Source organism: Pseudomonas sp. GM41(2012) (assembly GCF_000282315.2).
In the GTDB taxonomy this organism is placed as follows: Bacteria; Pseudomonadota; Gammaproteobacteria; order Pseudomonadales; family Pseudomonadaceae; genus Aquipseudomonas.
Map to the genome: position 1 here is coordinate 202798 of NZ_AKJN02000012.1, position 23563 is coordinate 226360.

At 59.2% G+C, this 23563-nt stretch carries 23 protein-coding genes and 3 pseudogenes; 15 read left to right on the forward strand and 11 right to left on the reverse strand.

Translation table 11 applies throughout. The features are described from left to right. The first annotated feature begins 136 nt into the window (after positions 1-136). The gene (locus PMI27_RS00370; protein WP_008151133.1) at positions 137-679 is read left to right on the forward strand and encodes a sigma-70 family RNA polymerase sigma factor; all 543 of its coding nucleotides are present in this window, start codon (positions 137-139) and stop codon (positions 677-679) included. Continuing rightward, positions 676-1689 (forward strand): ABC transporter substrate-binding protein, encoded by a 1014-nt coding sequence (locus PMI27_RS00365; protein WP_008151134.1) that lies wholly within the window; start codon positions 676-678, stop codon positions 1687-1689. The genes PMI27_RS00370 and PMI27_RS00365 overlap by 4 nt, the downstream gene beginning before the upstream one ends. A gap of 142 nt (positions 1690-1831) precedes the next feature. Here the strand turns inward: PMI27_RS00365 and gstA are convergent, their stop codons facing one another. Further along, positions 1832-2434, reverse strand: coding sequence for a glutathione transferase GstA (gene gstA, locus PMI27_RS00360; protein ID WP_008151135.1), 603 nt, complete (start codon positions 2432-2434; stop codon positions 1832-1834). 99 nt (positions 2435-2533) lie between these two features. On the opposite strand from gstA, the gene PMI27_RS00355 reads away from it, so the two are divergent. From PMI27_RS00355 to PMI27_RS32615, 3 genes and pseudogenes are all read left to right on the forward strand, one after another. Next, the gene (locus PMI27_RS00355; RefSeq protein WP_008151136.1) at positions 2534-3406 is read left to right on the forward strand and encodes a LysR family transcriptional regulator; all 873 of its coding nucleotides are present in this window, start codon (positions 2534-2536) and stop codon (positions 3404-3406) included. A gap of 522 nt (positions 3407-3928) precedes the next feature. Further along, positions 3929-4600: pseudogene (locus PMI27_RS32610) on the forward strand (PAS domain-containing protein); the annotation flags it as partial. A gap of 111 nt (positions 4601-4711) precedes the next feature. Continuing rightward, a pseudogene (locus tag PMI27_RS32615) lies at positions 4712-5143 on the forward strand (methyl-accepting chemotaxis protein); the annotation flags it as partial. Between the two features lie 58 nt (positions 5144-5201). On the opposite strand, the gene PMI27_RS00345 reads toward PMI27_RS32615, so the two are convergent. From PMI27_RS00345 to PMI27_RS00335, 4 genes and pseudogenes are all read right to left on the reverse strand, one after another. Next, the gene (locus PMI27_RS00345) at positions 5202-5756 is read right to left on the reverse strand and encodes a hypothetical protein (protein WP_008151138.1); all 555 of its coding nucleotides are present in this window, start codon (positions 5754-5756) and stop codon (positions 5202-5204) included. 206 nt (positions 5757-5962) lie between these two features. Next, entirely contained in the window at positions 5963-6595 is a 633-nt protein-coding gene (locus PMI27_RS00340) for a glutathione S-transferase family protein (protein ID WP_008151139.1), read from the reverse strand. 94 nt (positions 6596-6689) lie between these two features. Continuing rightward, positions 6690-6773 (reverse strand): annotated as a pseudogene (locus PMI27_RS32620) (PACE efflux transporter); the annotation flags it as partial. A gap of 127 nt (positions 6774-6900) precedes the next feature. Further along, positions 6901-7932, reverse strand: coding sequence for a LacI family DNA-binding transcriptional regulator (locus tag PMI27_RS00335; protein ID WP_008151140.1), 1032 nt, complete (start codon positions 7930-7932; stop codon positions 6901-6903). A 213-nt stretch (positions 7933-8145) separates the two neighbouring features. Here PMI27_RS00335 and PMI27_RS00330 point away from each other — a divergent pair, with 213 nt between their 5' ends. Together PMI27_RS00330 and PMI27_RS00325 are read left to right on the forward strand one after the other, a co-directional pair. Further along, entirely contained in the window at positions 8146-8679 is a 534-nt protein-coding gene (locus PMI27_RS00330) for a gluconokinase (protein ID WP_008151141.1), read from the forward strand. A gap of 82 nt (positions 8680-8761) precedes the next feature. Further along, the gene (locus tag PMI27_RS00325; RefSeq protein WP_008151142.1) at positions 8762-10114 is read left to right on the forward strand and encodes a GntP family permease; all 1353 of its coding nucleotides are present in this window, start codon (positions 8762-8764) and stop codon (positions 10112-10114) included. Positions 10115-10238: 124 nt separating this feature from the next. On the opposite strand, the gene alaC is transcribed toward PMI27_RS00325, so the two are convergent. After that, positions 10239-11450: an alanine transaminase gene (gene alaC / locus PMI27_RS00320; protein ID WP_008151144.1), complete on the reverse strand. Its 1212-nt coding sequence runs from the start codon at positions 11448-11450 to the stop codon at positions 10239-10241. Between the two features lie 139 nt (positions 11451-11589). Between alaC and PMI27_RS00315 the strand changes: the two genes are divergently transcribed. The 3 genes from PMI27_RS00315 (at position 11590) to PMI27_RS00305 (ending at position 13608) form a co-directional block, all read left to right on the forward strand. Beyond that, a complete protein-coding gene (locus PMI27_RS00315; protein WP_008151145.1) occupies positions 11590-12252 on the forward strand; it encodes a LysE family translocator in 663 nt (220 codons plus the stop codon). Between the two features lie 67 nt (positions 12253-12319). Continuing rightward, the gene (locus PMI27_RS00310; protein WP_008151148.1) at positions 12320-12805 is read left to right on the forward strand and encodes a GyrI-like domain-containing protein; all 486 of its coding nucleotides are present in this window, start codon (positions 12320-12322) and stop codon (positions 12803-12805) included. 314 nt (positions 12806-13119) lie between these two features. Beyond that, positions 13120-13608 (forward strand): GNAT family N-acetyltransferase, encoded by a 489-nt coding sequence (locus tag PMI27_RS00305; protein ID WP_008151152.1) that lies wholly within the window; start codon positions 13120-13122, stop codon positions 13606-13608. A gap of 138 nt (positions 13609-13746) precedes the next feature. On the opposite strand, the gene PMI27_RS00300 is transcribed toward PMI27_RS00305, so the two are convergent. Together PMI27_RS00300 and PMI27_RS00295 are read right to left on the reverse strand one after the other, a co-directional pair. After that, positions 13747-14352, reverse strand: a complete 606-nt coding sequence (locus PMI27_RS00300) for a pyridoxamine 5'-phosphate oxidase family protein (RefSeq protein ID WP_008151155.1) — start codon at positions 14350-14352, stop codon at positions 13747-13749. Between the two features lie 7 nt (positions 14353-14359). Beyond that, entirely contained in the window at positions 14360-14845 is a 486-nt protein-coding gene (locus PMI27_RS00295) for a GNAT family N-acetyltransferase (RefSeq protein ID WP_008151158.1), read from the reverse strand. A 141-nt stretch (positions 14846-14986) separates the two neighbouring features. Between PMI27_RS00295 and PMI27_RS00290 the strand changes: the two genes are divergently transcribed. The 3 genes from PMI27_RS00290 to PMI27_RS00280 all read left to right on the forward strand — a co-directional run bounded on the left by PMI27_RS00290 (position 14987) and on the right by PMI27_RS00280 (position 17078). Then, positions 14987-15412: a YybH family protein gene (locus PMI27_RS00290; RefSeq protein WP_008151160.1), complete on the forward strand. Its 426-nt coding sequence runs from the start codon at positions 14987-14989 to the stop codon at positions 15410-15412. A gap of 80 nt (positions 15413-15492) precedes the next feature. Beyond that, positions 15493-15843, forward strand: a complete 351-nt coding sequence (locus PMI27_RS00285) for a YciI family protein (protein WP_008151161.1) — start codon at positions 15493-15495, stop codon at positions 15841-15843. Then, the gene (locus PMI27_RS00280; RefSeq protein ID WP_008151164.1) at positions 15843-17078 is read left to right on the forward strand and encodes an RNA polymerase sigma factor; all 1236 of its coding nucleotides are present in this window, start codon (positions 15843-15845) and stop codon (positions 17076-17078) included. Before PMI27_RS00285 ends, PMI27_RS00280 begins: the two co-directional genes overlap by 1 nt. 120 nt (positions 17079-17198) lie before the next feature. On the opposite strand, the gene PMI27_RS00275 is transcribed toward PMI27_RS00280, so the two are convergent. Continuing rightward, positions 17199-18053, reverse strand: a complete 855-nt coding sequence (locus PMI27_RS00275; protein ID WP_008151166.1) for a LysR family transcriptional regulator — start codon at positions 18051-18053, stop codon at positions 17199-17201. 91 nt (positions 18054-18144) lie between these two features. On the opposite strand from PMI27_RS00275, the gene PMI27_RS00270 reads away from it, so the two are divergent. Further along, a complete protein-coding gene (locus tag PMI27_RS00270) occupies positions 18145-18582 on the forward strand; it encodes a multidrug/biocide efflux PACE transporter (RefSeq protein WP_008151169.1) in 438 nt (145 codons plus the stop codon). A gap of 143 nt (positions 18583-18725) precedes the next feature. Here PMI27_RS00270 and PMI27_RS00265 read toward each other — a convergent pair whose 3' ends face one another. Next, positions 18726-20339, reverse strand: a complete 1614-nt coding sequence (locus PMI27_RS00265) for an inorganic phosphate transporter (protein WP_008151172.1) — start codon at positions 20337-20339, stop codon at positions 18726-18728. 199 nt (positions 20340-20538) lie between these two features. Continuing rightward, the gene (locus tag PMI27_RS00260) at positions 20539-21561 is read right to left on the reverse strand and encodes a transporter (RefSeq protein WP_008145929.1); all 1023 of its coding nucleotides are present in this window, start codon (positions 21559-21561) and stop codon (positions 20539-20541) included. Between the two features lie 328 nt (positions 21562-21889). Between PMI27_RS00260 and PMI27_RS00255 the strand changes: the two genes are divergently transcribed. Next, entirely contained in the window at positions 21890-23512 is a 1623-nt protein-coding gene (locus PMI27_RS00255; RefSeq protein WP_008145930.1) for a methyl-accepting chemotaxis protein, read from the forward strand. Positions 23513-23563 lie beyond the last annotated feature (51 nt).

Below are 23563 nucleotides of genomic sequence, written 5' to 3' on the forward strand. Positions count from 1 at the left end.
CTGCGATCTTTAGATGTTTAATTCCATAACGGAATATAAAAATGCTTTTTAAGTATTATTAATGAATAAGGCTCCTTGCTAGGATCGCGTCACCGGATCACCGGACATTCAGCGACCCCTAACCCTTGGAGCCTCTATGTCCGGCACCGACCTTTCCCATCGCAACGACGTGGGCGGATTGTTCCGCGCGCATTACCCCTGGCTGTGCGCACGGTTGCGCCGGCATCTGGGCGCCAGTTCCAGCGTCGAAGACATCGCTGCCGACACCTTTCTACAGCTGCTCGAATCGCCGGGGCTGACCCCGATCCGTGAGCCTCGTGCCTTGCTAACCACCATTGCCCAGCGGTTGATCTATCAGCTCTGGCGCCGCCGTGAGCTGGAACGCCAACAGCTCGATCAGTTGCAACACCTCGATCAGCCTCAAGCGATCTCGCCCGAAGAACGGCTGCAACTGACCCAGGCCTTGCATGGCCTCGACCGTACGCTGGAGTGCTTGCCGGGCAAGGTTCGCGCAACGTTCCTGTTGTCGCGAATCGACGGTCTGACCTACCCGCAAATCGCTGCCGAACTGGGCATTTCCCAGCGCTCGGTCAGCGTTTACATGACGCGCACTCAAGCCCTGTGCGCCCGGCACAGCGCCAACCAATCCTTGAATCCCCTGACCCGGAGGTCCGCATGAGATCGATCAAAACCCTGCTCGGCAGTTCGCTGCTGGCCCTGAGCCTTGTGGCAACCCACGTTCCCGCGGCAGAAAAAACCGCGCCGATCCACTTCGGCGACATCACCTGGGAAAGCGGCAGCCTGATCACCGAAATCCTGCGATTGATTGTCGAGAAAGGTTACGGCTACCCGACCGATACCTTGCCCGGTAGCACCGTCAGTCTCGAAGCAGCGTTGGCGAAGAACGATATTCAAGTGATCGGCGAAGAGTGGGCCGGGCGCAGTCCGGCGTGGGTCAAAGCCGCCTCGGAAGGCAAAGTGTTTGGCCTGGGCGACACGGTCAAAGGCGCCACCGAAGGCTGGTGGGTGCCGGAATACGTGATCAAGGGCGACCCCGAACGCGGCATCAAACCCCTGGCCCCGGAGCTGAAATCCGTCGCCGACCTGGTGCGCTACAAGGACGTGTTCCGCGATCCGGAAGACCCGAGCCGAGGACGCTTCCTCAACAGCCCGACCGGCTGGACCTCGGAGATCGTCAACAGTCAGAAACTCAAGGCCTATGACCTGACCGGCAGCTTCGTCAACTTCCGCACCGGCTCCGGGGCGGCACTGGATGCCGAGGTGGCTTCGTCGATCCGTCGAGGCAAACCGGTGCTGTTCTACTATTGGTCGCCGACGCCGCTGTTGGGGCGTTTCAAACTGGTGAAACTCGACGAGCCGGCCTTCGACGCCGACGCCTGGAAGACCCTGGCCGACGCCAACAACCCGAATCCGAAAGGCACGCGGTCGATGCCGGCGAATCTGGCGATTGGCGTGTCCGCGCCGTTCAAGGTCCAGTACCCGGACCTGGTGGCGTTCTTCGAAAAGGTCGACCTGCCAATCGATCTGTTGAACCACACGCTCGGCCAGATGAGCGAAAAGCGCCTGCAACCGCGTCAGGTGGCCGAAGCGTTTTTGCGTGATCAGCCGCAGATCTGGAAGGGCTGGGTTCCCGGTGAAGTGGCGACCAAAGTGAGTGGGAGTTTGTAGTTTTTTCTGATGCTTCAGCGGTGTTTGTCAGATAGCTTTCGCGAGCAAGCCCGCTCCCACAGGGGATCTCTGGTGTTCACAAAATCTGTGTTCACTGGATATCCCCTGTGGGAGCGGGCTTGCTCGCGAAGGGTCTTGCGCCTTACTCCGACTCCGCGGCCAATGCAGCCTTCACGGCTGGCCGCTGATCAACCCTCGCCTGAAACCGCACCAACGCCGGCCACTGATTCAAATCAATCCCAAACAGCGACGTCCAGCGCAACACCGTAAACAAATACGCATCGGCAACGCTGAACCCGTTAGCCATTAAATAATCCTGGCGCTCCAGCGTCTGGCTCAACACAACAAAACGCTTGAACAGTTTCTCCTTGATCAGCGCTTTCACCTCATCCGGGAACTGCGAACTGAACAGCCAGCCCAGCCCGCCATGAATCTCTGTCGAAACGAAATTCAGCCATTCCTGCAACCGTACCCGCTCGAACGTTCCGCTCACGGGTACCAGGTTCGCTTCGGGTCGCAGTTCTGCCAGGTATTGGAGGATTGCCGGGCCTTCGGTCAACACGTGTTCGTTGTCCAGTTGCAATGCCGCGACGTAACCCTTGGGGTTGATGGCGAGGAAGTCCTCGCCGTTGGCGGTTCGCTTGGTGGTGTTGTCGACGCGGATCAATTCGAACGGCAGATCGAGTTCGCGCAGCACGATATGCGGCGCCAGCGAGCAGGCGTGGGGGGCGTAATACAACTTCATCGGCAGGGCTCTGGCTGGGGATTTGCGCCAGTGTCATAGTGCGCGGCACCCTCGGTAAAATTAATCTTTCAGAAAAGCGCCATAAGGAAAGCTACTGCCATGATGAATCTGATGCATTGGCGAATGGTGGTGGCAGTGGCTGACACGGGCAACATTACCCGGGCTGCCGAGCGGATCGGCATGACCCAGTCCGGTGCCAGCCAGGCCTTGGCGTTGATTGAAGAAACCCTGGGCGTTCAGTTGTTCAGTCGGGAGAATCGCCAGACTTTGCCGACGGCAATCGGCTTGTCTGTGATCGAGCACGCGAGAACCATGCTCGGTGCCCTGGAGAACATCCGCAGCAGCGTCGATGCCACCAAAGACATTCAGCGCGGGACGATTCGCCTGGCCAGTTTCCCCATGGTGTTGGCGACTTTCCTGCCGCCGCTGTTGCGTCAGTTCAATCGGCTTTATCCCGGCATTCAGGTGGTCGCGCTGGAGGTCAGCGACGATGAAGTGGAAGCGCTGCTTGGTGCCGGGCTGGTGGATGTTGGCGTGGTGTTGAACCCGGCGCCTGAGCGCAATGCCGGTCGCCTGGGACGTGATGCCTGGATGGCGGTGGTGCCTGGCGGCCATCCCTTGGCTCGCCGTTCGAATGAAGAAGGCGTCTCCCTGGCGGAGTTGGCGGAGCAACCTTTTGTACTGGCCACGGGCGGTTGTTCGACCAACGCTCGCAGCCTGGCGGAGGATGCCGGACTGCAGCTGCGCGACGTTCGGGTCGAGGTTCGTGAGTGGAGCAGTGCGTTCACCCTGGTGCGGGAAAACATCGGCGTGACGCTGGTGCCGGAGATGACACTGCCGAGCCAACTTCAGGGGCTGCGTGTGGTGCCGGTCAAACCGCGTATCGATCGCGAATTTGCCTTGGTGGCCGCTGCGAACAAGCCACCCTCCGCGGCGGTGCAGGCGTTGATGGGCATGCTCGCTGAGAAATGACACATACCGATGCTGAACCGATTTTGTCCTCAATAGTGGCCGACTAGTGGCCTTGCTTACCTGCCTCGCCTGTCTATGCTGACTCGTAACTAACTATGTCGACCGCGATGTGAAGGCCGTCATACACGTGAAAAGTGTGCGCAACCCAAGGCACCGACGCTGAACAACACGGAGCTGTCCGGTCAATGGAATGTCTTTTCAGAACGTTAGGGCTGGCCCGATTCCGGGCTATCAAGAGAAGGATGTCTTGATAAGAGCGTTGCTGCATGGACTCTCCGATTAAACATCATTGATCACCTGACCAAGTCCTTCCTGTGGAGGGATGCGTGTGCCTGTTCCTTGGAACGTAGTGGTGGAGCTGTTGAAAGACCAAAGAACTTTCATCAAACAAAAGACCGCGCTGAAGGTGATATGACTATGTTTAACCGACGTCACAAGACCGATCTGCAGGAAATCGAACGATACAGTTGCGCGCTGGACGAGGCTAACGCGAAGTTGGCCGCAGTCAGTCGCTCGATGGCAATGATTGAGTTCACCCCCGAAGGCATCGTGCTCGATGCCAACGACAACTTTTGCAGTGTCATGGGTTACAGCGCCGAAGAAGTGCGCGGCAAGCATCACCGGATCTTTTGCGAAGAAGCGTTTTATCGCAGCGAAGCCTACGCCGGGTTGTGGCGTGACCTGGCCCGTGGCGAACCGGTGAGCGGGACCTTTTTACGCTTGGACAGGAACGGCAAGGATATCTGGCTTGAAGCCAGCTATATGCCGGTGTTCGGCGCTGATCGGCAGGTTCGGAGTGTGATTAAAGTCGCCACTGATATCACAGCCAGGACATACAAGGAGCACGAAAACGAGAGCATGCTCGCGGCGATCGGTCGCTCCATGGCGGTGATCGAATTCACCCCGGATGGCAAGGTCATCACCGCCAACGACAACTTCTTGAAGACGATGCATTACTCGCTCAACGAAGTGGTTGGCCAGCACCACAGCCTGTTTTGTCATCGTGCCGAAGCCGAATCCCAGGCCTACAAAGCGTTCTGGGCCTCGCTCAATCGCGGCGAATATCACTCGCACCGTTTCGAGCGCAAAGACAAGCACGGTCATACGGTTTTCCTGGAGGCCTCCTACAATCCGCTGTTCGACACCAAGGGTCGGTTGTACAAAGTGGTCAAGTTTGCCAGCGACATCACCGCTCAGGTGACCACCCTGCAAACCGCCGCGGAGTCGGCCCACAGCACCTCGGTTCAAAACGACGCCTGTGCGCAGAAAGGTTCTCAGGTGGTGCAGCAAACGGTGCAGACCATCCAGGACATTTCCAAAGACTTGAACGAAGCGGCGCTGAGCATTGATGCCGTCAGCAAACAGTCCGACATCATCGGCACCATCGTTCAGACCATTCGCGGCATTGCCGATCAGACCAACCTGCTGGCGCTCAACGCCGCGATCGAAGCGGCCCGGGCCGGGGAACACGGGCGCGGGTTCGCGGTAGTCGCCGATGAAGTTCGCAGCCTTGCGGCCCGAACGAGCCAGGCGACGGTGGAGATCGTTGAAGTGGTACGCAAGAACCACGATTTGTCATTGAGTGCAGTGTCGAGCATGCAGTCCAGTTTGAGTCGAACCGGGCTTGGGGTGGAACTGGCGAATGAGGCGGGTGCGGTGATTCTGGAGATTCAACAAGGGTCGCGGCATGTGGTGGATGCGATCAGTCAGTTCAACTCGACGTTGCAGATAAGTTGATAGCGGCACATTGAAAAGGGTCCCTCGAAAGGACCCTTTTTTATTGATTCCGGCACTGTTAAAGCGAAGCGAGGAACTTGTCGACCACCTGGCTGCTACCTTTTTCGTTGCTGCTGTTTTCTTTCTCGGCCTGCGCCAGTTTGATCTTGTCTTGCATGCGCTCGGCAATCTCTTTAGCGATCGCCAGTTGTTTTTCCGGCGGCATGGTTTTCAAGTCATCTTCCGTCAGCCCCATCTCTTCCAGGATGCTGTCGCGCAACCGCTGCTCCGGTGTTTTGCTCATGTACTCCTTGAAGGCGTCCGTGGCTGTTTCAACATCGGCGGGTAGTTGGGCGGACGAGGCTTGCAGTCCCACACGGGTTTTGGCGAACGCTTCATCGACGTTATCGCTGATCCGGGTCGCTTCGCTGACCTGTTGCGTGGCGATTTGGGTGGCGGAGTCCTGGACCTGCTTAGTGGTCTGCGCGGTTTGCGCCTGCACATTGTTTTGCAGGGCTTGCGTCATGGCGGCTTGCAGGCCGCCCTGAAGTCCGGCGGCGGCGTCCGTGATCGGTTCGTCGCCGGGGCGCTTGGGGAGGGGCGCCACCAGGTTTTGTTTTGCACTGACCAACATGATGAATAGACCTTGTAGGTATTTGCGGTGCAGTGCTTTCAGCAAATACTGTGCCTGATAAAAAACACTAATAAAATCAATTGGTTGTGGTTCTGCGGCTCAAGGGTGATCGAGGAGTTGAGGTCAACCTTTGCCGTCGGGCGGCAGAGGTCGACCGCTTGCCACTACGAATGTTTACCTTTTAGCGATTTGTAGCGCGGAACCGCTCAAGGCAGGCCGTTGCAGCCATGCTTCAGGAATCCCGGGCGTTGTGCCAACCGTTGGAAATACTCGTCGATGGCCGGGTAGTCGGGGCGCTCCATCGGTGTCATCAGCCAGCGGTTGATCGACAGCCCGATGACGATGTCCGCCAGCGTGAAGTGCGGCCCGGCGACATACGCTTTGGTGGCCGCGAGTTGATGCTCGATGATGCCCATTTTCTGATTCCAGCCGTGTACACCGGCGGCAATGTGATGCGGGTCCTGGAACTCCGGATCTTTGCGTACCAACGCCGTGAACGCATAGCTCCAGGAAGCATTGAGTTCAGTCGCTTGCCAATCCATCCACTGTTCCACCCGAGCGCGGGCCGCCGGATCGTGGGGTAGCAGATCGGTGTTGTGGTGTTTGCCGGCCAGATAGCGGCAGATGGTGTTGGACTCCCACAGCACGCCGGCCTCATCGATGATCACGGGCACCAGTGCGTTGGGGTTGAGCCTGAGAAACTCCGGCGTGTGGGTCGACGCATAACCGCCGCCCCAGTCTTCACGTTCGTAGGCAACACCCAGTTCCTCACAGGTCCACAGGACTTTTCTGACGTTGATGGACGAGGCTTTACCCAGAATCTTCAGTGCATGTTCCATTGAGCTACTCCGTTAGCGATTCGACGCTTCAGGAATCTAACAGACATTCAGCGTTTTCAAACCGGATCCGGCCGCGCCGAAGTTGGCGAAGTTGGAACACTATCAAGGTTAGTTGAAAACCTATGGCATGGGCGATGCGCCGTTTAACGGTGCGGGTTCGCGAAGGCTGACGACTTTCGTGGAGTTGATGGGGCGTTGAGCGGTGATCCTCTGTGGGAGCGAGCCTGCTCGCGAAAGCGGAGGGTCATTCACCTATGATGTCGAATGACACACCGCTTTCGCGAGCAGGCTCGCTCCCACATGGGTCAGGTACTCTCGCGCACCTTCAACTCAAACCCCATGTCCTGCACGGGTTTGGCCACCGTATTACCAGCCATCAGCGTCAACATCTGCTCCGCTGCGCGGCGGCCGATGGCTTCTCGCGGGGTGCTGATGCTGCTCAGGCGCGGGACCATGTGGGCCGAGGCCGGCAGGTCGTTGAAGCCGAGGATCGCCACTTGTTCGGGGATCTTGATCCCGCAGCGCATGGCTTCGAGCAGTGCGCCCTGGGCCAGGTCGTCGTTGCCGAAGAAGATCGCGTCGACATCGGGATGAGTGGCGAGCAGTTGCAGGAACAGTTCGCCACCCAGGCCGACGGAGGAAGAACGAGGTGTCAGCACTTCCAGGTCCGGGTCATACAAACCAGCCTTTTGCAGGGCTTTGCGGAAACCTTCGCCGCGCAGCAACGTTCGTTGATCCAGTTGCGCGCCGATGTAGGCCAGACGCTTGCGACCGCGTGACAGCAAATGCCCGGCCGCAGTCTCGCCAGCCGCGAGTTGCGAAAAGCCCACGCAATTGAGCCCGGCGGCGCTGTCCAGTTCCATCATGTACACGCACGGAATGTTGCTGGCCTCGATCATCCGGCGCGAACTTTCGGTGCGGTCGAAACCGGTCAGTAGCAAACCGCGAGGCTGATACGCCATGTAGTTGCGCAGCAGGTTTTCTTCTTCATCACGTGAGTAATGGAAGTTGCCGATCAACACTTCGAAGCCCTTTGGTCGCAAAACCTGATGAATGGCTTCCAGCGTGTCGATGAACAGCAGGTTGGACAATGAAGGCACCAAAACCACGACGGAATGGCTCTGGGCCGAGGCCAGGGCACGGGCGGCGGGGTTGACCACGTAGTTCAGGTCGAGGGCGGCTTTCTGCACTTTTTCCACCAGTTCGGTGGCCACCGTGCTGACCCCGCGCAGGGCGCGAGAGGCGGTGATCGGGCTGACACCGGCCAGGCGTGCGACTTCGTTCAAAGTGGGGCGGCCAGTGGTGCGCGTATTTTTATCGTTTTTAGGGGAGATCATCGGACGGCTTGCCAAACAAAATTCGAGGCACTAAGGTAGCGCTGTCTCGACGCAGCTGCAAATGCGTAAGCGGGGTTTGCCTGATCCCCGTTTTTTGGCGTTGGGAACGAACATGCTGCAACCCACAAAAATGACAAGAAGGCGTCGGCAACTTCTGCTTTTTCTGGTGTCATAACTGGCAAAGGTAGCGCTGTCTGCGCGCTGAGGTGTTACATGAATCATCCCATCACCGCCCTGGTCATCATGGGCGTTGCCGGTTGCGGCAAGACTTGCGTCAGCGAGGCCTTGTGCCAACTCAGCGGCGCGACCGCCATTGAAGGCGACACTTTCCACCCTGCCGCCAATATCGAAAAGATGAGCGCGGGTATCCCCCTGAACGACGAAGACCGTGCTGGCTGGCTCGACAGCCTGTGCGATGAATTGCGCCGCATCGACGCCAAGGGCGAACGCCCGGTGCTGACCTGCTCGGCCCTCAAACACATTTACCGCGAACGTCTGCGCAGTGCCTTGCCAGGCCTGGGCTTTGTGTTCCTTGAACTGACCCCTGAAGTTGCCGCCGATCGTGTCTCCCATCGGCCGGGCCACTTTATGCCGTCAACGTTGATCGACAGCCAGTTCGCCACCCTTGAATCGCCTGTTGGCGAGCCCCTGACCCTGGCTCTGGACGCGTCGAACCACAGCGTCGACCAATTGGCGAAGCAAGCTCATGACTGGTGGCAGGCTCATGGCCTGAAACACGCCGTATGAGTTTTGCCCGAAGAGATAGCGCTGTCCTGTTGGCCTGCGAATTACCCGCTTTAATAACAACAACAACCAGGAGACACCCCTAATGTTTGGCATGTCCCACGAGACGTTCCTGCTGCTTGATGCAGTGGTCACGGTGATCGGGCTTATCGTCCTGATCACCAAGTTCAAGTTTCACCCGTTCATTGCCCTGATCATCGCCGCAGCCTTTCTCGGGCTGACCTCCGGCATGCCGATCGGCACCATCATCAAGGCGTTCCAGGACGGCTTCGGTGGGGTGCTCGGCTTCGTCGGGATCATCCTCGCGCTGGGCACGATGCTCGGCAAAATGATGGCCGAGTCGGGCGGGGCGGATCAGATTGCCCAGACCCTGATTCGCGCGTTCGGCAAGGACAAGGTGCAGTGGGCGATGATGTTCGCGGCCTTCCTGGTCGGCATTCCGCTGTTCTTCGAAATCGGCTTCGTGCTGCTGATCCCGCTGGTGTTCATCGTGGCCCGGCGTACCGGCGTGTCGATCATCAAGATCGGTATCCCGCTGCTGGCCGGTCTGTCCGCCGTGCACGGTCTGGTTCCGCCGCACCCGGGTCCGTTGCTGGCCATCGGCGTGTTCGGTGCCGACATTGGTAAAACCATTCTCTACGGCCTGATCGTTGCGTTGCCGACGGCTATCATCGCCGGCCCGATCTACGGCACGTTCATTGCCAAGTACATTCCGGGTCATCCTAATCAGGAACTGGTCGATCAACTGGCGCGTGATAACGAGTCTGCCGATCTCCCGAGCTTCGCCATTACCTTGATCACCGTGCTGTCGCCGGTGTTCCTGATGCTGCTCAAGACCTTTGCCGATGTGGTGCTGCCGGACGGCAACTTCTTCCGCACGTTCATGGACCTGATCGGTCACCCGATTTCGGCGCTGCTGTTGGCGTTGCTGCTGTCGCTGTACACCTTCGGTTACAAGCAGGGCATTGGCTCTAACCAGATGCTCAAATGGCTGGATGCCAGCCTTGCGCCAACCGCCGCAATCATCCTGATCATCGGTGCCGGCGGTGGCTTCAAGCAGATGCTGGTGACCAGCGGCGTGGGTAATGTCATCGGCAACATGGCGGTGGCCGCGCAGATCTCGCCGATCCTGCTGGCCTGGCTGGTAGCAGCGGTGATTCGTATCGCGACCGGTTCGGCAACCGTGGCGACCATTACCGGCGCGGGCATTGTGGTGCCGGTGGTAGGGATGATTCCAGGTGTGAACCGTGAGCTGCTGGTACTGGCGACCGGTGCCGGCTCGTTGATCCTGTCTCACGTGAATGACGCGGGTTTCTGGCTGGTGAAGCAGTACTTTAACATGACCGTGGCGGAAACCTTCAAAACCTGGACCGCGATGGAAACCATTCTGTCCGTGGTGGGTCTGGGCTTCATCCTGCTGTTGTCGCTGTTCGTTTAACCACACCGCAAAACAAATGTGGGAGCGAGCCTGCTCGCGATGACTGACTAACATTCAACCTCTTCGTTGAATGTTAAGCCCTCATCGCGAGCAGGCTCGCTCCCACAGTGTTATGTGCAGGCCGTCAAGATTTGCTAATTAACCCATCCGCCCGGAACATCCCGCGAATTCCGCGAATGGCCTGACGAATCCGGTCCTGGTTTTCGATCAGCGCGAAGCGCACGTGATCATCCCCATACTCACCAAACCCGACACCCGGCGAGACGCAAACCTTGGCCTCGGCCAGCAGTTTTTTAGCGAACTCCAGCGAGCCCAAGTGCGCATAAGCCTCGGGAATCTTCGCCCAGACGTACATCGACGCTTTCGGATTCTCGACCATCCAGCCTAGCTCATGCAGGCCTTTGACCAGCACGTTGCGACGCTGCCGATACTGCTCGGCGATGTCTTTGACGCACTGCTGATCACCTTCCAGCGCCGCAATCGCCGCGACTTGCAGCGGGGTAAACGTGCCGTAGTCGTGATAACTCTTGATCCGCGCCAGGGCGTTGACCAGTTCGGCGTTGCCGACCATGAAACCGATGCGCCAGCCCGCCATGTTGTAGCTCTTGGACAGGGTGAAAAACTCCACTGCGATGTCCTTGGCGCCCGGCACTTGCATGATCGACGGGGCTTTCCAGCCGTCGTAGACGATGTCGGCGTAAGCCAGGTCGTGCACCACCAAAACGTCGTACTGCTTGGCGAGGGCGATCACTCGCTCGAAGAAATCCAGTTCCACGCACTGGGCGGTGGGATTCGAAGGGAAACCGAGGATCATCATTTTCGGTTTCGGGATCGAGCCGCGAATGGCGCTTTCCAGTTCGGCGAAGAAGTCCACGCCCGGAATCAGCGGCACCGAACGCACCTGAGCGCCGGCAATCACCGCGCCGTAGATGTGAATCGGGTAGCTCGGGTTCGGCACCAGAACGGTATCGCCCTGGTCGAGGGTGGCCAGCATCAAATGCGCCAGGCCTTCCTTGGAACCGATGGTGACGATGGCTTCGCTTTCCGGGTCGATATCGACCTCGTAGCGATCCTTGTACCAATTGGAAATCGCCCGGCGCAGACGCGGAATGCCCTTGGACGTCGAATAACCGTGGGTGTCTTCGCGCTGGGCGACAGTCACCAGTTTTTCGACGATGTGCGGCGGAGTAGGGCCATCAGGGTTGCCCATGCTGAAGTCGATGATGTCTTCGCCACGACGACGGGCGGCCATCTTCAGCTCGGCAGTGATGTTGAATACGTAAGGGGGGAGTCGATCTATGCGCGCAAAGCGGCGCGGCGAACCTGGGTTAGCCATTGTTGCCTCGGATAACGTGAGCGCCCGGAACCGTCCGAGCGACGCTGGTCACTGCGGTGACCTGTGGCGGAATGTAAGGGTTGATGTGGCAAACTGTCCAGCGACTATGTAAACAAATTTGTCCGAAGGAAATCGGTTGATGGAATTTACCAGTGGCTTCTTGCTGAGCCTTTCGCTGTGCCTGGACATCGGCGTGGCCAACATCGCGATGATCACGTTGGCGATGCAGCGTGGCTATTTTCAAGGCTTTGCGCTGGGTTTGGGGACCTGTGTCGGCGACCTGATCTACGCCGTGCTGGCCTTGGCCGGGATGACCGTTTTGCTGCAATACGAAAGCGTGCGCTGGGTGCTGTGGATCGGAGGTTCGGCGCTGTTGGTGTACTTCGCGGCGAAAATGATCTATTCGGCGATTCACCATGAGGCGGTACTCGCGCAGGCCGAAGACGTGGGGCAGAACTCACATCGGCGCGAGTTTTTCCGCGGGATCTTCCTCGCCATGTCGTCTCCCAGCGCCATTCTCTGGTTCGCAGCGGTGGGCGGCACATTGATCGCTCGTTCCGGCGGCGGTGGCGCACTCAGCTCGGCGCTGTTTCTCGGCGGGTTTCTCTGCGCCGGGGTGCTCTGGTGCGTCGCTTTGTGTTTCGCGGCGAGTCACGGCGGCAAGTTGCTGGGCGACAAGTTGCTGCGTTACTCCTACATGGCATCGGCGGCGATCTTCTGCTATTTCGCGGTCTACGTGATCCTATCGGGGTATAACGAGTTCGTTGGTGCGGGTGCTGTCGAACCGTTGAATGCACTGTAATTGGGCGAATTCGGTTTGGGTTCTATACTCCCAGCCGAACCCACTTTTTTGTTCCAGGAGTTGAGCCATGGATGAGCAAACAGGCGTCGAAACCGCCAAGCCACGCTTCGAGCACGGGCACTTCCTGCTCATTGCAGGGCTTGGCGGTCGATTTACCCAGGAAACCTCCAAGAAAATCCCCGATCTCTGGCAGAAATTCATCCCCGAGATTGGCAAAATTCCCGGTCAAAAAAACGAAGTGACCTACGGCATCTGCTGCAATCCGGATGGTAAGGGCGGCTTCGAATACATCGCCGGCGTTGAAATCAGCAAACTCGACGACCTGCCGGATAAATACCGTTGGGTCGAGGTCCAGCCTCAGCACTATGCGGTGTTCGAGCACAAAGGCTCTCTCGATCAGTTGCCCCAGACCTTCCAGTACATCTGGAAAACCTGGCTGCCGCAGTCCGGTTATCAGGCGGCGGACGCGCCGGAATTCGAACGCTACAGCGAAGACTTCAACCCGAAGCTCAACACCGGCGTGCTGGAAATCTGGCTGCCGCTCAAGCCTTGATTTTCGCGGGAGGCGGACTCTGCGTCCGCCTCCATCTCGTTACTTGCCTTGCTTCATCCGTCGCGCCCGCAACAGGTCAATCGTCAGCGTGATAAAGCCGAACGAGCTGATGCCCAACAACATAAGAAGTCCGATCTGAACGCTGCTCATGGTGTATTCCCCTTATTGATGGCCAGAGACAGGACACATCAATAATCCGCACCGACAAGCAATGACAGCACCTATACGCAGGCTTTACGGCGCCTGCGGTGATCGATATGAACACCTTATTAATCTATGATCCCCAGCCTTCCTCTCGCTGATTTCGAGCTGCCATGAACACCGTCATCCGCCACGTCACACCTGCTGATCTGGACCGCTGCTACGCCATCGAAACCGTTGCCTACGAAGGCGACGAAGCCGCCACCCGCGAAAAAATCGCCACGCGCATTGCCACTTGGCCCGAAGGTTTTATCGTGGCCGAAGTCGATGGCGTCGTAGCCGGTTTCATCAATTCCGGTGCGGCGTTTCAGGTGGAAATGTCGGACGAGGCGTTCAAGGAACTGATCGGCCACGACCCGGCCGGCCCGCACGTGGTCATCATGTCGGTGGTGGTGCACCCGGATTTTCAGGGGCAGGGCCTGGCGAAACGGTTGATGGGCGAATTCATCGAGCGGATGCGCGCGCTGGGCAAGACCAACATTCATCTGATGTGCAAGGAGCGGCACATTCCGCTGTATGCCGGGTTTGGCTTTGCTTACATCAAGCCTTCAGCGTCTGACCATGGCGGGATGGCGTGGCATGAGATGATTCTGAGCCTGTAAATACGACCCCTGTAGGAGCTGTCGAGTGCAACGAGGCTGCTATCTTTTGATCTTGATCTTCAGCCGCTTCAAAACCGCCAAAGTCAAAAAATCGCAGCCTCGTTGCACTCGACAGCTCCTACGGGGGTTGTCGTTGTGTCAGTAGAGGCTGTCACGCACCCGAGTCGGCGCTTCCCGGTCATACGTCTCGGCATCGAACTGCCCATCGTTCAACCGCTTGTGAAACGCACCTGCTGTCGGCAGGGCAGAGCGGTCCAGGTGTTTCTCAGGGTTCCATAAATCCGAACGAACGATGGCCTTGGAGCAGTGGAAGTACGCCGCTTCCACCGTCACCAGCATCACCGTGCGCGCCGGTTTTCCGTTCACCGCAAAGCTCTCCAGCAACCCCGGTTCGGCGCTGATCTGTGCTGTGCCGTTAACCCGCAACGTTTCGCCAATCCCGGGAATGATGAACAGCAGCGACACCCGCGAGTCGAGCACGACGTTACGCAGGGTGTCGATGCGGTTGTTGCCCGGCCGATCCGGGATCGCCAGCGTGCGTTCATCAATGATCCGCACGAAACCCGGCGTGTCGCCGCGCGGTGAACCGTCCATCCCGTCAGGCCCCACCGAGCTGACGATCACCAGCGGCGAGGCGCGGACCATCGCCTGATAATCCTCGTTCAGAAAGGGGATCTGCTTGCGCACGGCGCGGTCGTGGGGCTGGCCGTAGAGGGCTTCCAGTTCTTCGATGCTGTTGAGCATAACCACCTCAGAAAATCAGGCCCATGCGCCGTTCGTAACCGATCCGGCCCCTGTAGGCTTCGCCGCTGTCGACCCAGCCGAATTTTGCGTAAAGCGCGATGGCCGATGCGTTATCCGCATCCACCGACAACTCCAGCCCCTTTATTTCCGGAAACGCCTGACGCGCCACGTCGGGCAGGGCTTGCAGACAGGCTTTGCCATAGCCTTTGCCCTGAGCCCGATGATCGACTTGCAATGCGTGAAGGGTGGCGCTGTGTTCATCGGCCCACGCCGGCAATACGGGCGGGCGCTTGAGCAGCAGAAAGGCCACGGGAACATCCTCGACCAGTAGCGCAAATCCTTTGACGCCGGGGCCGGGTTTGGACAGCAAGGTGTGCAACGCACCGTGAATGTCGCCGGAGAATCTGATTTGTTCTTTGTGAACTTCAATGGCCTCGACCTGCTGGCGCTGGAGTGCGTTCAGGCTGTCGTAAGGCACGAGTCGGGCTGTCACTGGAGTGTCCTTTTTCCAACATAAATGTGTTTCGGATTCTAACGAGTTTGCGTCCATGGATTATTTTTATTTGGACTGTCGATTTGGCTTTTCGCCAGACGACTAAGGGTGTCTTCACAACAAAAAACACGGAGAACCACCATGAACGCTACCCACGAAATCCAGACCCTGATCGACACCTATCGTCAGGCGGTCATCGCCAAGGATGTCGAGAAACTCATGCCCCTGTATGCCGAGGACATCGTCTCCTACGACGCGGTCAAGGCCCTGCAGTTTCGGGGCAAGGCCGCCTACCGCGCGCATTGGCAGGAATGCATGGAAATGTGCCAGGGCGCGCACAAGTTCGACTTCGACCATATGAACATCGTGGCGGACGAGCACATCGCCTTCGCCCATTGGCTGGCCCATTGCGGCGGCACCAACGAGAAGGGCGAAACCCAGGCCTGCTGGATGCGCGTGACCGCCTGCTATCGGCGCGACGATGGGCAATGGCGCATCGTCCACGAACACTGGTCGGCCCCGTTCGACATGATGAGCGGCACGGTGCTGTTCAACCTGGAACCCTGAGCGTCGTGCTGATTCGTCGGGAATGTCGCGAAAGCGTCAATCTGCAGCCATAGTTGATCCGTTCGATTCAGGAGAGCCCCATGAAGTATTTATGCCTGGTCTACAGCAACGAGCACGAGTTGCACTCGCTGCCCGAAAGCCCGAATGACGCTGAATGCATGGCTTACGCCGAGGCGATCCAGGGCAGCGGCCGAATGGTCGCCGCCGAGGCGCTGGAATCGGTGCAGACCGCGACCACGGTGCGGATGCGCAACGGGAAAATGTCGATCACCGACGGCCCGTTCGCCGAAACCAAGGAGCAATTGGCCGGCTTCTACCTGATCGATGCCAAAGACCTCAATGAAGCCATCCAGGTCGCCGGCAACATCCCGGCGGCCCGGGTCGGCTGTGTCGAGGTGCGTCCCGTTCGTCAGTTGAATCCCGGCGCCTGATGTCGGCCGAGTCGGTACGAGCGCAGGTCGAGCAGGTTTACCGCGAAGACTCGCGGCGGATTCTGGCGACCCTGATCCGTTTGCTCGGCGATTTCGATCTTGCCGAAGAGGCCTTGCACGAGGCGTTTTTCGTCGCGGTCGAGCGCTGGCAGCGTGACGGTGTGCCGGACAATCCGCGTACCTGGCTCGTGTCCACCGGGCGTTTCAAGGCCATTGATGTGTTGCGGCGGCGCGCACGCTTCATCGCGTCGCAACCGATGTTGATCGCTCAACTGGAGGCGCTGGAGCAGGCCGACTGGAGTGACGAAGACGTGGAAGACGATCGCTTGCGCCTGATCTTCACTTGTTGTCACCCGGCACTCGCGGCGGACGCCCAGGTGCCGTTGACGCTGCGCGAAGTCTGCGACCTGACCACGGAAGAAATCGCCCGGGCTTTTCTGTCGGCGCCAGCGACCATCGCCCAGCGCATCGTGCGTGCCAAGGCGAAAATCCGTGACGCAAAAATTCCTTATCAAGTGCCGACCCTGGCGGAATTGCCCGAGCGTCTGGACAGCGTGCTGCGGGTGATTTACCTGGTGTTCAACGAAGGCTATTCCGCGTCCATGGGCGCGGAACTGACCCGTGAGGATTTGACCCGCGAGGCGATTCGGCTCGGTCGTTTGTTGATGGAACTGCTACCCGAGCCCGAAGTGATGGGGCTGCTGGCGCTGATGCTGCTGCACGAGTCCCGACGCCCGGCCCGGACATCGGCGAGCGGGGAGTTGATCGTGCTGGATGAGCAGGACCGTTCGTTGTGGGACGCCGAGATGATCGCTGAAGGTTGCGCACTGGTAGAGCGTGCACTGACAACTCGGCAATTCGGTCCTTATTGCCTGCAAGCGGCGATTGCGGCGTCGCATGCCGAAGCGCCCACGGCGGCGGAAACGGACTGGCTGGAGATTGTGGGTCTGTATGACGTGCTGTTGCGGGCGGCGCCTTCGCCAGTGATCGAATTGAACCGTGCGGCGGCGATCTCCAAACGGGATGGGCCGTTGGCGGGGCTGACATTGATCGAAGGGATTCTGGCGCGCGGTGATTTGCTGGATTACCACCTGGCGCACGCGGCGCGGGCGGAGTTTTGTCGGCAGTTGGGAAGGATTGAGGAGGCGAGGGCGGCTTATGAACGGGCGTTGGAGTTGACGCAGCAAGTGCCGGAAAGACGGTTTATTGAGACCCGGTTGCGGGAGCTGAAGTGATGATCAGGGCTTGCGAGGTTGGTTGTCTGTGCTGACGCCATCGCGAGCAAGCTTTGCTCCTACAGGTTTAGCGAATACCTGTAGGAGCAAGGCTTGCCCGCGATAAGGGCCGAAGGACCTTCACTCCAACATCTTGCCCAACAACCAACTCCCCGCCGGCCCTGGCGGATGCAGCCGCGACCACAGCGCATCAACGAACACCGGTTTCGGCCAGCCGCGCACGTCCAGCTCCTGCAACGTCCCTGGCCCAAACCGCTCCACCAGCCACCGGGGCAACGGCGCCCAGCCAAATCCGCCCTGAGCCATTTCCAGCAGCATCAGATAACTCGGCGCCGACCAGACGCGCCCCTTCGCACGGCTTTCATACGGATTGACGATCGTCGCCAGACGCAGCTCCCGGTGTTGTTGCAACACGTCTTGATCGATGTGGCTCAGCGCCGCCAGCGGATGCTCGCGGGACACGAACAGGGCAATCTCGGTCCGTTCTTCCATGGTCGAACTGACCAGGTCCGGCGGGTAACTGTCTTGTTTTTCAGCGAAGGCCACCTGCGCCCGACCCCGTTGCACCAAGGCCACCAGGTCATCGCACTCGGCGATCAGGCATTCAAGTTCCAGGTCCGGATAACGCTGCTCAAAGGCGCTGAGCGCCGCTTCGAATCGGTCGGACTGATACGTATCGGAAATCGCCACGGTCAGCTTCGGCTCGACGCCTTGGGACAGTTGGCTGGCGGTCATTTCCAGTCGGCTGGTGGCGGCCAGAATGTCCTCGGCCCGTTGCAGCATCACGTGCCCGGCCGGGGTCAGGCTCGGTTTGCGGCTGCTGCGGTCGAACAGCGTCAGGTTCAAGTCGATTTCAAGGCTGGCCACGGCGGCGCTGATGGTCGACTGACTGCGACCCAGTTTGCGCGCCGCGGCGGAAAACGAGCCTTGAGTCGCGGCCTGAACGAAGGCCTGCAACACTTCTTGAGAGGCCATGAACTATCGCCTTGATCGATGGTTATTGGTTATGAAGTATCGGTGTGAAGAAGGGATCATGGCAACCACAGTCACTCAGAGGAGTCTGGCCATGAGCGCCAACAAATCCATCACTGAACGTATTTTCCAGGCCATTGGTTTCGAATTGTTGGCCATCCTGATCTGTACCCCGTTGCTGGCATGGATCATGGACAAACCCATATTGGAAATGGGCGCCGTCACCATGGTTATCGCGGCATTGGCGCTGGCCTGGAACGTGGTGTTCAATGGCCTGTTCGACCGGGTGCTCAAGCGTTTCGCCATTGCGCACAACGCCTGGGTTCGCGTAGTGCACGCGCTGTTGTTCGAAGGCGGACTGGTCGCCCTTGGCGTGCCGTTGATTGCCTGGTGGCTGAACGTCAGCCTGTGGCAAGCGTTCCTGCTGGATATCGGCGTGCTGCTGTTTTTCCTGCCGTACACCTACGTTTATCACTGGGTGTACGACGTGGTGCGCGAGCGAGTGCTGATGCGTCAGGCTATCTCGGGATAAAGCACAGAGACTGGCTCGTGCAAGTGATCCAATCAGCCCTGCAGGAGCAAGGCTTGCCCGCGATGAACGATAACGCGGTTTCAACTTATAAACCGCGGCGTCTGCATCGCGGGCAAGCCTTGCTCCTACAGGTCATGCGTTAATCAGAAGAGTTGGGTGAACAGCCAATACAAACTGCCCGACAACAGAATCGCCGCCGGCAAGGTCAGCACCCAGGCCATCAACAGGTTGCGAATAGTCTTCATCTGCAAGCCGCCGCCGTTGGCGACCATGGTCCCGGCCACCCCCGAAGACAGCACGTGAGTGGTCGACACCGGCAGGCCGAACATGTCCGCCGCGCCGATGGTCAACATCGCGACGGTTTCCGCCGAGGCGCCTTGCGCATACGTCAGGTGGGTCTTGCCGATCTTCTCACCAACCGTCACCACGATACGTTTCCAGCCGACCATGGTGCCCAGCCCCAGAGCGATGGCCACCGCGATTTTCACCCACAGCGGAATGAACCGCGTGGCGTTGTCGATCTGCTGCTTGAACAGTTGCAGCTTGCCGTTGGTATCGGCGTCGAAGTTGCCGACCTTGTTTTTGTCCATCAGGCGAATGGTTTCGCTGGTCAGGTACATGTCGTTACGCACGTTGCCCATGGCCTCGGCCGGGACCTTGGCGAGCGAGCCGTAGCCCTTCACTTCGTTCCCGATATTGCCGGTCAAGGCGGCGAGGGCGGGGATCAGTTGCGGCGTGGCTTCCTTGCTGCGCACGTATTCGGACAGCACCGGACGCGGGTCGACCGGTGCCGGCAGCGGCGCACTTTTGACCAGCGCTTGCTGGGTGACTTCGGCCACGGCGGCAAACTGCAGCGCCTGGTCCGCCGGCATGGTGCGGTTCAGTGCGTAAGCCATCGGCAGCGTGCCGACCAGAATCAACATGATCAGGCCCATGCCTTTTTGACCGTCGTTGGAACCGTGGGCGAAGGACACGCCGGTGCACGTCAGGATCAACATGCCGCGAATCCACCACGGTGGCGGAGTATCGCCCTTCGGTGCTTTATACAGCGCACGATTCTTGACGAAAGCCCGCAAGGCCAACAGCAACAGCGCGGCAAACGCGAAGCCGATCAGCGGCGACAGCAACAGCGCGTAACCGACTTTGGTTGCCTGCGCCCAGTCCACACCGCTGGTGCCGTCGCGGCCGTGCATCAGGGCATTGGCCACGCCGACCCCGATGATCGAGCCGATCAGGGTGTGCGACGAAGACGCCGGCAAGCCCAGCCACCAGGTGCCGAGGTTCCACAGGATCGCGGCGATCAACAGGGCGAAGATCATCGCGAAACCGGCAGAGGAACCGACTTGCAGAATCAGCTCCACCGGCAGCAGGGCGATGATGCCGAACGCCACCGCGCCGCTGGACAGCAGCACCCCAAGGAAGTTGAAGAACCCGGACCAGGCTACCGCGAAATTCGGCGGCAAGGAGTTGGTGTAAATCACCGTGGCCACGGCGTTGGCGGTGTCGTGGAAACCGTTGACGAATTCAAAGCCGAGGGCAATCAGCAGCGCCACGCCCAACAGCAGAAACGGCGTCCAGGTAGTCACCACGGTGCCGAGTTCGTTCATGTCGTGCATCAGGCTGTAGGCGGTGAACAACAGCCCGCTACCCAGCACCGCGAAGAAAATCACGATGGTCAGCAGGCCGGGCTTTTTATCGAATTGCGGTTTGGCGCTACTGGCGGGCGCCTGGGCGGCGGAGAAGGAAGGAGTAGCCATGACGGACAATCCTGAGGAGGAAGGAGTGTCGCTCATGATCGTTGCTGAATGTTACAGAGAGGCTGCTTTGGATCAGTGTTTGGGGTTTTTAAAGGCAGAATCAAAAGATCGCAGCCTCGTTTCACTCGACAGCTCCTACAGGGTTGCGCATTCCAAATGTAGGAGCTGTCGAGTGAAACGAGGCTGCGATCTTTTGATCTTAGTAATCCTGGCGCTTACGAAACGCCCAACGCCCGGCGATCACGGTAAACGTCGCGACCAACGCCACCAGAATCCAGAACCCTTCCGGGTCGCCGGAAAGCGGTACGCCACCGACGTTCATGCCAAAGAACCCGGCGATGATGTTGATCGGCAACGCCAGCACCGTGACCACGGTCAGGGTGAACAGCGTGCGGTTGCTCTGTTCGTTGAGGTTGGCGGCGATTTCTTCCTGCAACAGCTTGATCCGTTCGCCCAGCGCCGTGAGGTCGTTGATGATCAGCGCGAACTCCTCGGTGGACTTGCGCAGCTCCTTCACGTCTTCCTTCTGCAACCACTGCGGCGGGCGATTGAGCAGGCGCAGCAACGAGCCCGGTTCCAGCGCCAACAAGCGTTGCAGGCGCACCAGCACCCGTCGGTTGGCACCCAGTTCAGCCCGGTTGGTCGACAGCCGCGAGGACAGCAACTCATCTTCGATCTGATCGACACTGAGGCTGGTCTTGCGCACGATCTGGGTCAGCACTTCGCCCTGATCACGCAGCAAATGCACCAGCAATTCCAGCGGCGAGCGAAAGCACTCACCGGCCTTCACCGACGAGCGCAGCTTGTCCACCGAGTGCAGCGGTTGCAGGCGTGCGCTGACGATCAGCCGACTGCGGGCGCAGACCCACAGCGTCGAAACATCTGAAGAAACCATGCTGCTGAGGTTGAACACCACGTCGTTGACCACCGCCAGCAACGCTGAATCCACATGCTCGATGCGCGTCGAACGCGAACCTTCATGCAGCGCTTCGAAAAACTCGTCGGGCAATTCCAGATGGCTTTTCATCCAGCGCTCGCATGCGGCGTGGGCCAGGTTGAGGTGCAGCCAGAGAAATTCGTCGTTGTCACCAGGTTGTTGCAAGCACTGCAAGGCCTTGGCCGAATCGAGCTCCCGGCCGCGCTCGCCGGGGCGAAAACTGAAACCGTACAGCAGACCGAACAGGTCCGTGTCGCGATGACTTTGGTCGATGCTGTGGTTCATGAGGTCTCACTGAAGGAAGCGCCGACGGTCACTTTGTGTAGCAGCTGGCGAAGCCTGCGTTCGACTCGGGCCGCGTTACGGCGGGTTTCACAGGTTCACTTGAGCCGCATCATCGCAAGGAGTTTTGACGGTTTTGTGACAGAGCAGTAGAGGCGAAATAGTGGCACTACCGACGGTCGGAATTGATTAAAGAACCGCTCTGTCACGCCGATCTTGCCTACGTTAACTTGCACGGCTTTGGCCACTGGCCGAGGTCGCAGACAGGGATGTCCAGACACCTTTCACGCCTGTTCGCGGCGTGTCTCATCCTTGTCATGAGTATCACTCGATGTTGCAAAAATCCCTGAGAGCACAAATCCTCGCGTTGTTGAGCGGCAGTCTGTTCGCGATGCTGTTGATCGCCCTGGCCTGCTTTCACTTTCTGTCCAGCGGTGTTCAGAGCTACACGAATCTGATCGAAGGCCCGCTGCACACTTCGCAATTGATCGATGAAGCCAACCTGCAATTCAAGGTGCAGGTACAGGAGTGGAAAAACGTCCTGCTGCGCGGCAAGCAGCCTGCGGATCTGGACAAATACTGGAAGCAATTCGAAGACCGTCAGCGCGACGTGCAGGGCATCCTCGGTGAACTGGCCGGGCAGAAGGGTATCGAGCCGTCACTCAAGACGCGCATCGAACGCCTGCGGGACGAACATCGTCTGTTGGGCGCGGCTTATCAGAAGGGCCGTGACGCCTACGTGGCGGCAGGCGCCGACCCCACGGCTGGCGACACGGCGGTCAAAGGTGTGGACCGCGCAACCAGCGATCAGATGAGCGAGTTGGTCAGCGAACTGCGCAAGGGGGGGGCCGAGCAATCGAAGCTGATCAGCGCCGACGCCGACCGCACTGTGTTGCTGGGGATCATAGTGATGCTTGCCTCGGGTCTGTTGATCGGGTTGTTGAGCCTGTGGCTGGTTAACCGCAACCTGGTGGAACCGATTCGCAAACTGATCGAGTACGTGGCGCAACTCAGCCAGGGTCGTTTTGCCGAACGCGTGGCCAGCACCCGTCAGGACGAATTGGGCAAACTGGCGATGGCCGCCAATACCCTGCGCGATTTTCTTGCCGAAACCTTCAACCGTTTGCAGCGCAGCGCCTCGGATCTGGACAGTGCCAGCGGTGAGCTGAACTCCATCGCCACCCTGATGGCCAGCGGCACTAACGAGCAGTTCAACCGCACCGATCAGGTGGCCACGGCGATGAACGAAATGTCCGCTACCGCGCAAGAAGTCGCACGTCACGCTGCCGATGCGGCACGAGCCGCCGATGATGCCGACCAGTCCGCCCAGCAGGGCGAAAAGGTCATGCAGGGCACCATTCACACCATCACCCAAATGCGCAGCGAAATTGCCAATACCGCCACGGTCATTCGTCGTCTGGAAACCGACAGCGGGCGCATCGGCAAGGTGCTGGAAGTGATTCGCGGCATCGCCGAGCAGACCAATCTGCTGGCGCTCAACGCCGCCATCGAAGCAGCCCGTGCCGGTGAAGCCGGCCGTGGTTTTGCGGTGGTGGCCGATGAAGTTCGCAGCCTGGCCCAGCGCACGGCGGCGTCGATCATCGAGATCAACCAGATCATTCAAACGGTGCAAACCGGTGCGGTGGACGCCGCTCAGGCGATTGAAAGCGGTCAGTCGCGCAGTGAGGAAAGTGTCGAGCAAGTGACTCAGGCCGGCGCCATGCTGGAGCGCATCACCCTTGCCGTGGAAGCCATTCGCGACATGAACCGTCAGATCGCCACCGCCGCGGAAGAGCAGACGTCCGTGGCGGAAGACATCTCGCGCAACCTCACCGAAATCACCAGCATCGCCAGCACCAATCTGGACAACGTGCAGCGCACCGAAGCGGCCAGTCACAACCTGCACGGGTTGTCGGGGCAATTGAATGAAGTGACGGCGCGTTTAAGCGCGTAACGGGAATGACTGTGTACCGGTTTGCTTACCGAGTCGGTACACAGCGGCGGA